The organism is Pseudomonas sp. B21-021 (genome assembly GCF_024749205.1).
Classification (GTDB): Bacteria; Pseudomonadota; Gammaproteobacteria; order Pseudomonadales; family Pseudomonadaceae; genus Aquipseudomonas; species Aquipseudomonas paraglycinae.
Genome location: NZ_CP087192.1, coordinates 4,975,357 through 4,990,271, shown reverse-complemented (window position 1 = coordinate 4,990,271; position 14,915 = coordinate 4,975,357). Strand labels below are relative to the sequence as shown.

Here is a 14,915-nt window from a genome sequence, read left to right as displayed (position 1 = left end):
GCTGAAGCGTCTTGCAGAGGTTGCATTGTATAGCGCGTCCGATCAGCTCACGCCACGGCAGGAAGATTCACACGATCAATGACGACCTTGCCCATATTTGCCTGATTGACCATAGCTGCTAGTGTCCGTGAAGCCCCGCTTTTTGCTCTCGGCTTTTTCAGGGACAGAAAGAAATGACAGCGAAGCGGCCCCGGATCGGCTCAGGTAAAGAGGACAAGAACAATGCAACCTGATTTCTGGAATGACAAACGCCCGGCGGGCGTACCCCTGGACATCGACGCGGGTGAATTCAAGTCGGTGATCGAGGTGTTCGAGCGTTCCTGCAAGAAATTCGCTGATCGCCCGGCGTTCAGCAACATGGGCGTGACCCTGACCTACGCCGAGCTGGAGCGCCAGAGCGCCGCGTTCGCCGGTTATCTGCAAGCCCACACCGATCTGGTGCCGGGGGATCGCATCGCGGTGCAGATGCCCAACGTCCTGCATTATCCGATTGCCGTGTTCGGTGCGTTGCGTGCCGGGCTGATCGTGGTCAACACCAACCCGCTGTACACCGCGCGGGAGATGCGTCACCAGTTCAAGGATTCCGGCGCCCGGGCGCTGGTGTACCTGAACATGTTCGGCCAGAAGGTCCAGGAAGTGCTGCCGGACACTGACATCCAGTATCTGATCGAAGCGAAGATGGGCGACCTGATGCCCACCGCCAAAGGCTGGCTGGTCAACACCGTGGTCAGCAAAGTGAAGAAAATGGTCCCGGCTTATTCGCTGCCCCAGGCGATTTCCTTCAAGAGTGCGCTGCGCATGGGCCGGGGCCTGGGCATCAAGCCGTTGAAGGTCGGCCTGGACGACATCGCCGTCCTGCAATACACCGGCGGCACCACCGGCCTGGCCAAGGGCGCGATGCTCACCCACGGCAATCTGGTGGCGAACATGCAGCAGGTTCGCGCCTGTCTCGGTCAGTTCGGCAGCGACGGCCAGCCGCTGCTGCGCGAAGGGCAGGAGGTGATGATCGCGCCGCTGCCGCTGTACCACATATATGCCTTCACCGCGAATTGCATGTGCATGATGGTGTCGGGCAACCACAACGTATTGATCACCAACCCGCGTGACATCGGCGGCTTCATCAAGGAGTTGAAGAACTGGAAGTTTTCGGCGCTGCTGGGGCTCAACACGCTGTTTGTCGCGTTGATGGATCATCCGGACTTCAAGACCCTGGATTTCTCCACGCTCAAGCTCACCAACTCCGGCGGCACCGCGCTGGTCAAGGCCACCGCCGAGCGTTGGGAGCAGATCACCGGTTGCCGCATCACCGAAGGTTACGGTTTGACCGAAACCTCGCCGGTGGCCTGCACCAACCCGTACGGCGAGCTGTCGCGGATCGGCACGGTCGGCCTGCCGGTACCGGGCACCCGCTTGAAAGTCATCAATGACGACGGCGTCGAGCAGCCTCTGGGTGAGCGTGGCGAGTTGTGCATCAAGGGCCCGCAGATCATGAAGGGCTACTGGCAGAAACCCGAGGCTACGGCCGAGGTGCTGGATGCCGAGGGCTGGTTCAAGTCCGGCGACATCGCGGTGATCGACCCGGACGGGTTCGTGCGCATCGTCGACCGCAAGAAAGACATGATCATCGTCTCGGGTTTCAACGTGTATCCGAACGAGATCGAAGACGTGGTGATGGCTCACCCGAAAGTCGCCAACTGCGCAGTGATCGGCGTGCCGGACGAACGTTCCGGCGAGGCGGTGAAGCTGTTTGTGGTGGCGCGGGAAACCGGCGTGAGCCTGGAAGAGCTGAAGGCTTACTGCAAAGAGAATTTCACGGCGTACAAGGTGCCGAAACACATCGTGCTGCGTGAGTCGTTGCCGATGACGCCTGTCGGGAAAATCCTGCGCAGAGAGTTGCGCGATATCGCCTAAAAGGAACTGCGCTTCGCACAATCGCGAGCAGGCTCGCTCCCACAGGGTCATCGATGATTCTGTGGGAGCGAGCCTGCTCGCGATTTTTTGTTTACAGACCCTGAAAACCGGGACTTTCAAGGTGTTATAGGATTTTTGCTCTAAAATGACTGCCAGTAGTTCTTGAGTCATGAAAATGACTGTAGGGGCCGCTTTTGGCTCTAGTCGACCCTTGGCAAAGCTGCTACTCTCGGCGCGCTTTGTGACTTCTCGGCCTTGTAAAAAGCCAGACTCACCAATAAACAAACACCAATAATAATCGCATCAAATGCGGTGCTGAATTCGCGTTGCTGAGGAGTGGGCTTCCATGATCGAAGACTTTTGGAAGGATAAGTACCCCGCTGGAATTGCTGCCGACATCAATCCAGACGAGTACCCGAATATTCAGGCAGTGTTGAAGCAATCCTGCCAACGCTTCGCCGACAAACCGGCGTTCAGCAACCTGGGCAAGACCATCACTTACGGTGAACTGTACGAATTGTCCGGTGCGTTTGCCGCTTATCTGCAACAGCATACCGATTTGCAGCCCGGTGATCGAATCGCCGTGCAACTGCCCAACGTGTTGCAGTACCCGGTCGCCGTCTTCGGTGCCATTCGCGCCGGGCTGATCGTGGTCAACACCAACCCGCTGTACACCGCGCGGGAAATGGAACACCAATTCAACGACTCCGGTGCCAAGGCGCTGGTGTGCCTGGCGAACATGGCGCACCTGGCCGAAGCCGTGGTGCCGAAAACCGGCGTCAAACACGTCATCGTCACCGAAGTCGCCGACCTGCTGCCGCCGATCAAGCGCCTGCTGATCAACAGCGTCATCAAGTACGTGAAAAAAATGGTTCCGGCCTATCACCTGCCAAAAGCCGTCAAGTTCAACGACGTGCTGAGCAAGGGCCAGGGTCAGCCGGTCGCCGAAGCCAACCCGGACAGCGGCGATGTTGCGGTGCTGCAATACACCGGCGGCACCACCGGCGTAGCCAAGGGCGCGATGCTCACCCATCGCAACCTCGTTGCCAACATGCTGCAGTGCAAGGCGCTGATGGGCTCCAACCTCAATGAAGGTTGCGAGATCCTGATCACCCCGCTGCCGCTGTACCACATCTATGCGTTCACCTTTCATTGCATGGCGATGATGCTGATCGGCAACCACAACATCCTGATCAGCAACCCGCGCGACCTGCCGGCGATGGTCAAGGAACTGTCGAAGTGGAAGTTCAGCGGCTTCGTCGGCCTCAACACGCTGTTCGTGGCCCTGTGCAACAACGAAGGTTTCCGCAAGCTGGATTTCTCGGCGCTGAAAGTCACCCTGTCCGGCGGCATGGCCCTGCAACTGGCAGCAGCCGAGCGCTGGAAAGCGGTCACCGGTTGCCCGATCTGCGAAGGTTACGGCATGACCGAAACCAGCCCGGTGGCCACGGTCAACCCGATCCAGAACATCCAGATCGGCACCATCGGCATTCCGGTGCCGTCGACCCTGTGCAAAGTCATCGACGATGCCGGTGTCGAGCAGCCGCTGGGCGAAATCGGCGAACTGTGCGTCAAGGGCCCGCAAGTGATGAAGGGCTACTGGCAGCGTCAGGAAGCCACCGACGAAATGCTCGACAGCGAAGGCTGGCTGAAAACCGGTGACATCGCGCTGATCCAGCCGGACGGCTACATGCGCATCGTCGATCGCAAGAAAGACATGATCCTGGTCTCCGGTTTCAACGTGTACCCGAATGAACTGGAAGATGTGCTGGCGGCCCTGCCGGGCGTGTTGCAGTGCGCGGCCATTGGCATTCCGGACGAGAAATCGGGCGAGGCGATCAAGATTTTTATCGTCGCCAAACCGGGCGTCACCCTGACCAAGGAACAGGTGATGGAGCACATGCGCGCCAATGTCACCGGCTACAAGGTTCCGCGTTCGGTGGAGTTCCGCGATGCACTGCCGACCACCAACGTCGGCAAGATCCTGCGCCGCGAACTGCGCGACGAAGAGCTGAAGAAGATCAAGGCGAAAAGCGCCGCATAAAACAAAAAGCCCCGCAGATGCGGGGCTTTTTGTTGGTTTACCGCTTGATCGTTCCCACGCTCTGCGTGGTAACGCATCCCGGGACGCTCTGCGTCCCTGCCGTGCTGGACGCGGAGCGTCCGGGGCGGCATTCCCACGCAGAGCGTGGGAACGATCAGCGTGAGTGTCTTATTGGCGGAACGGCGCGAAGTTCACATTGGTGCCCGCCGGGCGCATGTCCTGCAGGTACGAGTCCTTGTCGGCGCTCAGTTCCAGGCTCAGGGCAGCCTTGCGCTTGCCTTCGTTACGGATCACCAGGCCTTCGAGCTTCTCGCGAAGGAACACGGTCGGCACTTTCAGGTGCAGCAGTTCGTCGGTGGCCGGGGTGTGCATCAACAGGTGAATCCACTCGTACTGACCGATCGCCAGGCGCGACACCGGCAAGTCGAACCACCAGATGTTGCGGTTGCGGTTCAGTTCGGCGAAGTGGCAGTTGTTGGTGCCGAGCACGGCACCGCCCAGTTCCTGGTTGCGACGGGCGATGGCCTGCTTTTTATCGAGTTTCATAACATTCCTGCGGGATCGGTTCTGTGGCGCGTGGCGCCCTTATGGTGGGCATTCTCGGGGGTACGGTCGCAAACATAAAGCCCAACCTGCACGTCGCGACGAAATGAAGCCGTGAAAATAAATGAAACTTGGCGCAAACCGGGCCAGTCAATCATTACGTACTGACTTTCCCCGTTAATGTTCCAAGGAGAATCACCATGGGTAGCACGAGCGATAAAGTGAAAGGCATGGCCAACGAAGCCGTCGGCAACATCAAGCAAGGTGTCGGCAAAGCCACCGACAACACCAAACTGCAGGCCGAAGGTAAAGTGCAAGAGAAGAAAGGCGAGGCCCAGCAAGCGGTGGGCAAAGCCAAGGACGCGGTCAAGAAAGGCGTCGACAAGGCTTGATAGAGCCTTGAACGAAACAACGAAGCGGCCATCCAAGGATGGCCGTTTTCGTGTCCCGTTCATATGCGGTCACGGATCACAGTGTTTCAAAGTCGCCAAGTAAGCTACTTTGATGAGAGAAAAACGGCCCCTGAGTCGCCACGACTTCAACCTGTTTTGCGGCGAAAGGAGACGCGAATGATTTTTCCGGACATGAAAGGTCTGCCCCTGCACCGGGTGATGGTGCGCACGGTCACTGAATTCGTCGACGACGAGATGTCGACCTATGCCTCGGCACTGGCTTACCAGATGCTGTTCTCGCTGTTCCCGTTCATTCTGTTCCTGATTGCCCTGATCGGTTTCCTGCACCTGCCGGACTTCTTCTCCTGGCTGCGCCTGCAATCGGAACTGGTCCTGCCGCCCCAGGCGCTGGAACAGGTCAACCCGGTGATCGATCAACTGCAGCAATCCAAGGGCGGCCTGCTTTCGGTGGGTATCGTCATCGCCCTGTACACCGCGTCCGCCGGCGTGCGCCTGATGATGAGCGCGATGAACGCCGCCTACGACGTGGTCGAGGGCCGGCCCCTCTGGAAGCGCTTTCCGCTGTCGATCATCTACACCGTCGGCATCGCCGGCATGTTGCTGGTGGCCGCGGCGCTGATGGTGCTCGGGCCGCAGGTGATGGGCTGGATCGCCGCGCAGGTCGGGCTGGAAGAAGTCATCGTCACCTTGTGGACGATCGCCCGCTGGCCGGTGATCGTGATCCTGATGATGGTGGCCGTGGCGTTGATCTACTACGTGATGCCCGACGTCAAACAGGAATTTCGCTTCATCACGCCGGGCTCGGTGCTGGCGGTGGTGGTATGGATCATCGCGTCCCTGGGGTTCGCGTTCTACGTCAAGACATTCGCCAACTACAACGCCATGTATGGCAGCATCGGTGCGATCATCGTGCTGTTGTTGTATTTCTACATTTCCGCCGCCGTGTTGTTGCTCGGCGCAGAGATGAATGCGGTGATCGAACACATGTCCAGCGAGGGCAAGGATCCGGGCGAGAAAGTCCCCGGCGAACTCGATGAACATCCCAAACAACACGTTTCCGGCCTTGGGCGCGATCACTCGCTCAAGCCGAACACTGACGAAGCCTGATCATGATCCGTGAAATCCTGAAGATGGGCGACGAACGCCTGCTGCGCATCGCTCCGCCAGTGCCCGCCGAAATGCTCGACAGTCCGGAACTGTGGCAACTGATCGACGACATGTTCCAGACCATGGAAAGCGTCGGCGGGGTCGGCCTGGCCGCGCCGCAGATCGGCGTTGATCTGCAACTGGTGATCTTCGGCTTCGAGCACAGCGAGCGTTACCCGGACGCCGAAGCGGTGCCGCAGACGATCCTGATCAACCCGCTGATCACGCCGCTCAGCCCGCTGATGGAAGAGGGTTTTGAGGGCTGCCTGTCGGTGCCCGGCCTGCGGGGCGCGGTGGATCGTTATCAGCAGATTCGTTACGAAGGCGTCGATCCCAAGGGCGAGCCGATTGTGCGTGTGGCCTCGGGGTTCCATGCGCGGGTGGTGCAGCATGAGTGCGATCACCTGATTGGGCGCCTGTACCCGTCGCGCATTACCGATTTCAGCAAGTTCGGTTTCACCGAGGTGATGTTTCCGGACCTCGATCCCAACGCTGACGACTGACTAGCCCAGGCGCGGTGCCAGCTCCATGGCAATCATCGGTTTGCTCCGCGCATAACGGCTCAAGCGCTCGGCCATGGCCTGGGGCAGGGCGGGGTCGAAAGTGAAGCCGCGCCGCTCGTAGAAACCGCGCAAGTCCGGGTGGCAGAACAACCACACCGGGGCCTCGACGTCCTTCACGGCTTCGGCAATCAACTGCGCGGCGATGCCTTGTTCACGGCAGGCCGGATCAACAAACAGCCCGGTCAGCCAATGCCCGCCGAACACAGGTCGCAGGCACAGCGCCGCCACGATTTCCTCCCGCCGCGCCACCCACAATTGCGCCTCGCGCACCGCTTTCATCGACGATTGATGCTGGCGGTAGAACTTGTTCATCAAGGGCCAGGACAGGTCGTCGAGCTGGCTGAAACGGATGTCGGTCATGAATCGGACTGCCGGTGCAAAAGCCGCGGATTATAAAACAACGTGCCCGCCGGGATAGGTGTATACCTGATCTCACATCCCCTCTGAGTGGAGTACGCATCATGTCCAAAGGTATGGATTCGAAGAAAGCCGCGAAGAAGAAACCGGCCAAGACCGCCATCGAAAAACGCCACGAGAAAAGGGCGAAGAAAGTCGACATCTTTGGCCACTGATCACGCCGTTCGGGAGCCCGGATCCGGGCTCCCGCCTTGTCCTTGAAATCAGCCTGCAAAAATAATCTGCAAGAATCTCCGTTGTCGTTGCACAGAAGGAATGGACTCCTTTTCCGAGCAACGCCATGGCCCATTACTTTGACGATCAGCATCGTCAGCAAATCGAAACCCTGCGCCAGCGCTTCACCGCCCGCACCGAGTGGCCGACCTGGCTGCTGCTGATCGGCGTGTACGGCGGCTGGTTCGCGATTGTGCTGGGCAGCGAACGGCTCGGCGTCTGGTGGAGCACGCTGCTGCTGATTCCGCTGCTGGTACTGTGGCTGTCGGTGCAGCACGAATTGCTCCACGGTCATCCGACACGCTGGACCTTCGTCAACAAAGTCCTCGGCTACGCGCCATTCGCGGTGTGGTATCCGTACACGCTCTATCGCGACAGCCATTTGCAGCACCATCGCGACGAAGACCTGACGATTCCCGGTATCGACCCCGAAAGCCGTTACCTGAGTGCCGAACGCTGGCAGGGCAGTTCGCTGTTCGAACGTAGCCTGCACTGGCTGAACAAGACCGTATTGGGCCGCTTCATTCTTGGCGCGCCGCTGGCGTTGCTGGCGCTGGCGGGTGAAGAACTGCAACGCTTGAAAAGCCGCGAGCGTCAGGCCTGGCTGATGTGGTTGACCCACGGCGCCCTGACCGTGCTGATGCTGTTTTTCATCGCCCGCTACAGCGTGTTGCCGATCTGGCATTACCTGTTTTTGATCAGCGTGCCGGCGCTGTCGATTGCGATGGTTCGCTCTTACTATGAACACCGGCCGCACACGCAACCGGAGCAGCGCACGGTGCTCAACGAAGCCGGATGGCCGTGGCGCTGGTTGTTCCTGAACCTGAATTTCCATCTGGTGCATCACGATTTGCCGAAGCTTTCGTGGTACGACTTGCCCGAGGCCTACCGCATGCGCCGGGAGCAATGGGTGGCACGCAGCGGCGGTTTTCTGGTGCAAGGTTATGGGCAACTGTGGCGCCAGCACGGCATCAAGCCGATCGACAGCCCGCAGCATCCGTTTATTTGAGGCGACCATGACGTCAGGTTACGCAGAGCTGTTGATGTACATCGCCCCCGAGCCGATTCGCGCGGCGAACGAGCAGTGGCTGGCGCGGATCCTCGAACACCTCGGCCGTTCGCGGCTCGATGCCGACGGCCTGTCGCTGCTCGAACTCTGGCGTTCGCCTGAGTTGCTGCTGACCCAGACCTGCGGCTATCCGTTGATGACCGCGCTGCGTGGGCAGGTCAGGATTGTCGGCCGTCCGCGCTACGAATTGCCCGACGCCAGCGCCGGCAACCATTGCAGCCTGATCCTTGCCCGCGCCGATGATCCGCGCCGCAGTCTGGCGGAGTTCTTCGACAGTCGTGGGGTGATCAACAGCGAAGATTCCAACAGCGGCATGAACCTGTTGCGCCAGCGCCTGGCCCCATTGCACCGGGACGGCCAGTTTTTCGCCTCGGTCGGCATCAGTGGCGGTCATCGCGAAAGCCTGCGCTGGTTACGCGAAGACCGTGCCGATCTGGCGGCCGTCGACAGCGTGACCTTTGCGTACCTGGCGCAGTACGCCGCCGTAGAGGTCAGCGGGTTGCGGGTTGTGGCGCGCAGTGCGTTCAGCCCGACCTTGCCCTTTATCACCGCAGCCGGCACGACGGACGAGCAGATTGAACACCTGCGCCGGGCCATGAACCGCAGCCTTCAAGACTTGCCGGACGTGGCCCGCATCCTCGGTTTGCCCGAGGTCCTGCCCGTCAGCGAAAGCGATTACCTCGTCCTGCTGGATTACCAGCGCGAGGCCGAAGAGCTGGGTTATGGCCGCTTGCGCTAGCGGCTTCTTGTAATTCACTAATGGAATATAAAAATTCTTTTTAAGTATTTTTAACGCATAAGGCACCTTGCTAGGATCGCGCCACCGGACGACCGGACATTCAGCGACCCTTTACCAAGGAGCCCCCATGTCCGGCGCCGACTCATCCCATCGCAATCATGTGAACACGTTGTTTCGCGACCATTACCAGTGGTTGTGCACACGTCTTCGTCGGCAATCGAATGATGCGGCCACGGCCGAAGACATCGCCGCCGAAACCTTCGCGCAACTGCTCGAAGCGCCGGGCCTGACCGCCATCCGCGAACCTCGCGCCTTGCTCACCACCATTGCCCAACGCTTGCTGTATGAGCGCTGGCGGCGGGGCGATCTGGAGCGTCGGCATCTGAATCAACTGCAACAAGGCGACCTCGATCACGCGCCGTCTCCCGAAGAACTCGCTGACCTGTCGCAGAGCCTCAAGCATCTGGACCGGACACTCCAGCGCCTGCCGGGCAAGGTGCGCTCGACCTTTCTGCTGGCGCGCCTCGACGGCCTGACCTACCCGCAAATCGCTGCCGAACTGGGCATCTCCCAGCGTTCGGTGAGCATGTACATGACCCGTTCCCAGGCCCTGTGCAACCGCCATAGCGCCAACCAAACCCTGATTTCCTCCCAGAACAAGAGGTCCGCATGAGATCGATCAAAACCCTGCTCGGCAGTTCGCTGCTGGCCCTGACCCTGACTGCCGGCCACGTTGTGGCAGCGGAAAAAGCCGCGCCGATCCACTTCGGCGACATCACCTGGGAAAGCGGCAGTTTCATCACCGAAGTGCTGCGTCTGATCGTCGAAAAAGGCTACGGCTACCCGACCGATACGCTGCCGGGTAGCACCGTCAGCCTGGAAGCAGCGCTGGCGAAAAACGATATTCAGGTGATCGGCGAAGAGTGGGCCGGGCGCAGTCCGGCGTGGGTCAAGGCTGCCGCCGAGGGCAAAGTGTTCGGCCTCGGTGACACCGTGAAGGGCGCGACCGAAGGCTGGTGGGTGCCGGAGTACGTGATCAAGGGCGACCCCGAGCGCGGCATCAAACCGCTGGCGCCGGAGCTGAAATCGGTGGCCGACCTGCCGCGCTACAAGGATGTGTTCAAGGATCCGGAAGACCCGAGCCGTGGGCGTTTCCTCAACAGCCCGACCGGCTGGACCTCGGAAATCGTCAACAGCCAGAAGCTCAAGGCCTATGCGCTGAACGACAGCTTCGTCAACTTCCGCACCGGCTCCGGCGCGGCGCTGGATGCCGAGGTGGCGTCGTCGATCAAGCGCGGCAAACCGGTGCTGTTCTACTACTGGTCGCCGACGCCGCTGCTCGGTCGCTTCAAACTGGTGAAACTGGAGGAGCCGCCGTTCGATGCCGAAGCCTGGAAAACCCTGGCCGATGCCAACAACCCCAACCCGAAAGGCACCCGGTCGATGCCGGCGAGCCTGGCGATTGGCGTATCGGCGCCGTTCAAGGCGCAGTACCCGGAGTTGGTGACGTTCTTTGAAAAAGTCGATTTGCCGATCGATCTGCTGAACCAGACCCTGGCCGGGATGAGCGAGAAGCGCCAGCAACCACGCCAGGTCGCCGAAGCGTTTCTGCGCGACCAGCCGCAAGTGTGGAAGCCCTGGGTGCCGGGTGATGTGGCAAATAAGGTGAGCGGGAGTCTGTAGTTCTTTTCTGATATTTCTGTAGCGGCTGTTACTCCGTCTTCGCGAGCAAGCTCGCTCCCACAGGTGTTGCGCTTGTCTGAACATGCGCAGGACTCTGTGGGAGCGAGCTTGCTCGCGAAAGCGGTAGATCAAACAAAACAAATTCGCTGAACCGTTTCTCGTCCGCTTCCTGTCCGAACTCCCGCATTACTGGCCGACTAGTGGCCTTGCGCAAGGCTTTGCGCTGTCTATGCTCATTCATAACTAACTATGTCGAACGCCATCCAATGGGCTCCGACCGCTAGCGGTTACCGATCTCAAAGCTGCCAGAGTGCGCAATCCAAGGCACCGACACTTGACCGACAAGGAGCTGTTTTTTAAATGGAAGTTCTTCTGCATGTTAGGAATGGCCCGCCCGCGGGCTATCAAGAGAAGGATGTCTTGATTAGAGCGTCGCTGCATGGACTCTTTGATTAATCATCGTTTATCACCTGACAACTTCCTCCTGTGGAGGAATGCGTGTGCCTGTTCTGTGGAACGTAGTGGTGGATTCTGAAAGACCTGAACTTTCATCAAATCAAAGAACCGCGCGGAAGGTGATAGAGACATGTTCAACCTACATCACAAGGCTGACCTGCAGGAAATCGAACGCTTCAGTTGTGCCCTGACCGAAGCCAACGCCAAGTTGGCGGCGATCAGCCGTTCGATGGCAATGATCGAATTCACCCCCGAGGGCATCGTTCTGGATGCCAATGACAACTTCTGCAAGACCATGGGCTACAGCGCCGAAGAAGTGCGTGGCAAACATCACCGGATCTTTTGTGAAGAAGCGTTTTACCGCAGCGAGGAATACGCCAAGTTGTGGCGTGACCTGGCCCGGGGCGAGCCCATCAGCGGCACTTTCCTGCGCTTGAACAAAAGCGGTCGGGAGATCTGGCTCGAAGCCAGTTACATGCCGGTGTATGGCCCGGACAAACAAGTCAGAAGCGTGATCAAAGTGGCGTCGGACATAACGGCGCGCGTGAACAAGGAAAAGGAAGAAGAAAGCATGCTCGCTGCCATCGGCCGGTCGATGGCAGTGATCGAGTTCACTCCGGAAGGCAATGTGATCACGGCCAACGACAACTTCCTCAAGACCATGCAGTACTCGCTCAACGAAATCGTCGGCCATCACCACAGTCTGTTCTGTCACCGGGTCGAAGCCGAATCCGCGCAATACAAGGCGTTCTGGGCATCGCTCAATCGCGGCGAATATCACTCGCACCGGTTCGAGCGCAAGAACAAGTCCGGGCAGACCGTTTACCTCGAAGCCTCGTACAACCCGCTGTTCGACGCCAAGGGCCGGCTGTACAAAGTGGTGAAGTTCGCCAGCGACATCACTCACCAGATGACTACCTTGCAGACCGCTGCGGAATCGGCCCACAGCACTTCGGTACAAAACGACGCCTGCGCACAAAAAGGCTCACAGGTCGTGCAGCAAACGGTGCAGATCATTCAGGATATTTCCCGCGACCTCAACGAAGCGGCACTGAGCATCGATGCGGTCAGCAAGCAGTCGGACATCATCGGCACCATCGTTCAGACCATTCGCGGAATTGCCGACCAGACCAACCTGCTGGCGCTCAACGCGGCGATCGAAGCGGCGCGGGCGGGTGAGCACGGGCGCGGTTTTGCGGTGGTGGCGGACGAGGTGCGCAGCCTCGCGGCGCGGACCAGTCAGGCAACCCTTGAGATCGTCGATGTGGTGCGCAAGAACCACGAGTTGTCGTTGAGTGCGGTGTCGAGCATGCAGTCGAGCCTGAGCCGCACCGGGCTCGGGGTGGAACTGGCGAACGAGGCGGGGGATGCGATCCGGGAGATTCAGCAGGGCTCGCGGCATGTGGTGGATGCGATCAGTCAGTTCAACGAGACGTTGCAGTTGAACTGACGGTTTCACGGCTGAAAAAAAGGATCCCCGTGGGGATCCTTTTTTTATTGCACCGCTTTTCAGATCGAGGCAAATCAGAGCGAAGCGAGGAACTTGTCTGCCGACTCGTCGCTGATCTTCACCGAGTTGGCGTCTTGCTTGTTCTGCTTCTCGGCTTCGGCCAGCTTCATCTTGTCCTGCAGGCGCTCGGCGATCTCTTTGCCGATGGCCAGTTGTTGAGCCGGCGGCATGGCTTTGATGTCGTCTTCGGTCAGGCCCATTTCCTTGAGGATACTGTCGCGCAGACGCTGTTCCGGCGTTTTGCTCATGTAGTCCTTGAACTCGTCCAGGGCCGATGAGCCTGTGGATTTGGTCGACGAAGTATCGGAGGTTTGCAGCGCGACGCGGGTCTTGGCGAATGCTTCGTCGACGTTGTCGCTGATGCGCGTGGCTTCGCTGACTTGCTGGGTCGCCAGTTGGGTGGCCGATTCCTGCACTTTGGCGGTGGCTTCGGCGGTTTGCGCCTGGGCCTGGTTTTGCAGGGTCTGCAGCATCGCGCCGTGCAGTCCGCCTTGCAGACCGGCCGCGGCCGTGGCGGTTGCATCGTCATTCAGCTGCTTGGGCAGGTGGATGATTTGCTGTTGTTTTGCACTGACCAACATGATGAATGAACCTGTAGGTAATGGCTGTCAACCCTAAACAGCAATTACCGTGCCTATCGAATAATTCCTTTTATTTCAATTGCTTGTGGTTTTACATGAACGGCCGAAGCGGTCATCCCTTGCCGGTGGGCGGCAGAGGATGACCATTGCCCGTCAGCGATGGGCGATGTTTTCCAGTGCCAGGTTGCGGGTGCGAGGGCCGAAATAGCCGATGGTCAACATCACGATCAACATGCTGGCGACGATGAACGCCAATACGCCCGGCGTGCCGAAGTGATCAAGGAACAGACCGATCAACAGGCTGCTGAATACCGTCGACAAACGACTGAACGAATAGCAGAACCCCACCGCCCGGGCGCGGATGTTGGTCGGGAACAGTTCGCTCTGATAGGAGTGATAACTGAAGCTCAGCCAGGCGTTGCAGAAGGTGATCATCACGCCGCAGAAGATCAGGCCGAAGGCGCTGGTCTGCAACGCGAACAACGTGCCGAAAGTCATGGCGCCGAGGGCCGAGCCGACGATCTGCCACTTGTTCTCGAAGCGGTTGGCGAATTTCACGAACAGCAACGGCCCGAGCGGGTAGGCGAGGGTGATGATGAACGCGTACATCAGGCTGTGAGTGACGCTGACGCCCTGACCGGAAAGCAGCGCCGGCAGCCAGTTGCCGAAGCCGAAGAAACCGATGGCCTGGAAGATGTGGAAGACAATCAGCATCAACGCGCGGCGCCGGTACGGTGGCTGCCAGATGTCGGCGAAACGACCCTTGCCTTCGACATCGACGGCTACCGCTTCCGGCGCGTCCAGTGGCTGGCGGTGATCTTTTTCGCAGCGCGCCTCGATGCCGTCGAGAATCCGGTTGGCCTCATCGAACCGGCCATGCTGGGCCAGCCAGCGAGGCGACTCCGGCAGACGTTTGCGCAGCCACCAGATGAACAACGCAAACACCGCGCTGGCCAACACCACCCAACGCCAACCGGACACCCCGAACGGCGTCTGTGGCACCAACCACCAGGACATCAATGCCACCGCCGGCACCGACAGGAACTGCACGAAAAACGCGAAGGCGAACGCCGAACTGCGCATGCGTTTGGGCACCAGTTCCGAGAGGTAGGCGTCGATGGTCACCAGCTCGATGCCGAGGCCGATGCCCACCAGAAAACGCATGCAGATGATCCCCAGCGCCGAACTCTGCACGCCCATCAGCACCGTGGCCACGGTGTACCAGACCAGCGCGAAGGTGAAGATCGCGCGCCGCCCGAACCGATCCGCCATCGGGCTCAGCAGGCTGGCGCCGAGAAACAAACCGAGGAACGTTGCCGAGGCGAACGCGGCCTGATCGGAGAAACCGAAAACGCCCTGATTGCCGGTGGCGAAAATGCCGTCGCGGATCAGGCCGGGCTGATGTAGGCGGTCTGGAACAGGTCGTACAGTTCGAAGAAACCACCGATCGACAGCAGCGCCACCAGCCGCCAGATCGTGGCGACTGCCGGGAGGCGGTCGATGCGGGCGGAAATCTCGGCGGCGCGTATCGGGTCGATGCCGTCGCGTTGCGCGGCGGGGGCGTGTGCAGTCATGGGCAGATCCATTTTTTATTGATGGAAAAGCTTAGCCTGCTATCGGAAATCAA

The 14,915-nt window shown here is 59.6% G+C and carries 13 protein-coding genes and 2 pseudogenes; 11 read left to right on the top strand and 4 right to left on the bottom strand.

Translation table 11 applies throughout. From position 1 onward, the window contains the following. The first annotated feature begins 222 nt into the window (after positions 1-222). Together fadD2 and fadD1 are read left to right on the top strand one after the other, a co-directional pair. Positions 223-1,911, top strand: coding sequence for a long-chain-fatty-acid--CoA ligase FadD2 (fadD2, locus tag LOY31_RS22385; RefSeq protein WP_007951151.1), 1,689 nt, complete (start codon positions 223-225; stop codon positions 1,909-1,911). A 346-nt stretch (positions 1,912-2,257) separates the two neighbouring features. Further along, positions 2,258-3,955, top strand: a complete 1,698-nt coding sequence (gene fadD1, locus LOY31_RS22380) for a long-chain-fatty-acid--CoA ligase FadD1 (protein WP_085606558.1) — start codon at positions 2,258-2,260, stop codon at positions 3,953-3,955. Between the two features lie 168 nt (positions 3,956-4,123). Here fadD1 and LOY31_RS22375 read toward each other — a convergent pair whose 3' ends face one another. Next, positions 4,124-4,501: a hypothetical protein gene (locus LOY31_RS22375; RefSeq protein WP_007951149.1), complete on the bottom strand. Its 378-nt coding sequence runs from the start codon at positions 4,499-4,501 to the stop codon at positions 4,124-4,126. Between the two features lie 197 nt (positions 4,502-4,698). On the opposite strand from LOY31_RS22375, the gene LOY31_RS22370 reads away from it, so the two are divergent. From LOY31_RS22370 to def, 3 genes are all read left to right on the top strand, one after another. Further along, positions 4,699-4,890 (top strand): CsbD family protein, encoded by a 192-nt coding sequence (locus LOY31_RS22370; RefSeq protein ID WP_102687273.1) that lies wholly within the window; start codon positions 4,699-4,701, stop codon positions 4,888-4,890. 177 nt (positions 4,891-5,067) lie between these two features. Then, the gene (locus tag LOY31_RS22365) at positions 5,068-6,018 is read left to right on the top strand and encodes a YihY/virulence factor BrkB family protein (RefSeq protein WP_085606556.1); all 951 of its coding nucleotides are present in this window, start codon (positions 5,068-5,070) and stop codon (positions 6,016-6,018) included. Between the two features lie 2 nt (positions 6,019-6,020). After that, complete coding sequence (def, locus tag LOY31_RS22360; RefSeq protein ID WP_007951144.1) at positions 6,021-6,560, top strand: peptide deformylase; 540 nt, start codon at positions 6,021-6,023, stop codon at positions 6,558-6,560. On the opposite strand, the gene LOY31_RS22355 is transcribed toward def, so the two are convergent. Continuing rightward, entirely contained in the window at positions 6,561-6,980 is a 420-nt protein-coding gene (locus LOY31_RS22355; RefSeq protein WP_258712229.1) for a GNAT family N-acetyltransferase, read from the bottom strand. Positions 6,981-7,317: 337 nt separating this feature from the next. Here LOY31_RS22355 and LOY31_RS22350 point away from each other — a divergent pair, with 337 nt between their 5' ends. The 6 genes and pseudogenes from LOY31_RS22350 (at position 7,318) to LOY31_RS29535 (ending at position 12,647) form a co-directional block, all read left to right on the top strand. Beyond that, on the top strand, positions 7,318-8,259 hold the full coding sequence (locus tag LOY31_RS22350; protein WP_258712228.1) for a fatty acid desaturase: 942 nt from the start codon (positions 7,318-7,320) through the stop codon (positions 8,257-8,259). A 7-nt stretch (positions 8,260-8,266) separates the two neighbouring features. Further along, positions 8,267-9,058, top strand: a complete 792-nt coding sequence (locus tag LOY31_RS22345) for a phosphate/phosphite/phosphonate ABC transporter substrate-binding protein (protein ID WP_258712227.1) — start codon at positions 8,267-8,269, stop codon at positions 9,056-9,058. Between the two features lie 127 nt (positions 9,059-9,185). Next, entirely contained in the window at positions 9,186-9,731 is a 546-nt protein-coding gene (locus LOY31_RS22340; RefSeq protein ID WP_258712226.1) for a sigma-70 family RNA polymerase sigma factor, read from the top strand. After that, positions 9,728-10,741 carry an ABC transporter substrate-binding protein gene (locus tag LOY31_RS22335; RefSeq protein ID WP_258712225.1) on the top strand — a complete coding sequence of 338 codons (1,014 nt, stop codon included), beginning with the start codon at positions 9,728-9,730 and terminating at the stop codon, positions 10,739-10,741. The genes LOY31_RS22340 and LOY31_RS22335 overlap by 4 nt, the downstream gene beginning before the upstream one ends. A 586-nt stretch (positions 10,742-11,327) precedes the next feature. Further along, positions 11,328-12,098: pseudogene (locus tag LOY31_RS29540) on the top strand (PAS domain-containing protein); the annotation flags it as partial. A gap of 9 nt (positions 12,099-12,107) precedes the next feature. Further along, on the top strand, positions 12,108-12,647 hold the full coding sequence (locus LOY31_RS29535; protein WP_371320920.1) for a methyl-accepting chemotaxis protein: 540 nt from the start codon (positions 12,108-12,110) through the stop codon (positions 12,645-12,647). Positions 12,648-12,721: 74 nt separating this feature from the next. On the opposite strand, the gene LOY31_RS22325 is transcribed toward LOY31_RS29535, so the two are convergent. After that, positions 12,722-13,288, bottom strand: coding sequence for a hypothetical protein (locus tag LOY31_RS22325; protein ID WP_258712224.1), 567 nt, complete (start codon positions 13,286-13,288; stop codon positions 12,722-12,724). Between the two features lie 153 nt (positions 13,289-13,441). Next, positions 13,442-14,862: pseudogene (locus tag LOY31_RS22320) on the bottom strand (MFS transporter). Between the last annotated feature and the right edge of the window lie 53 nt (positions 14,863-14,915).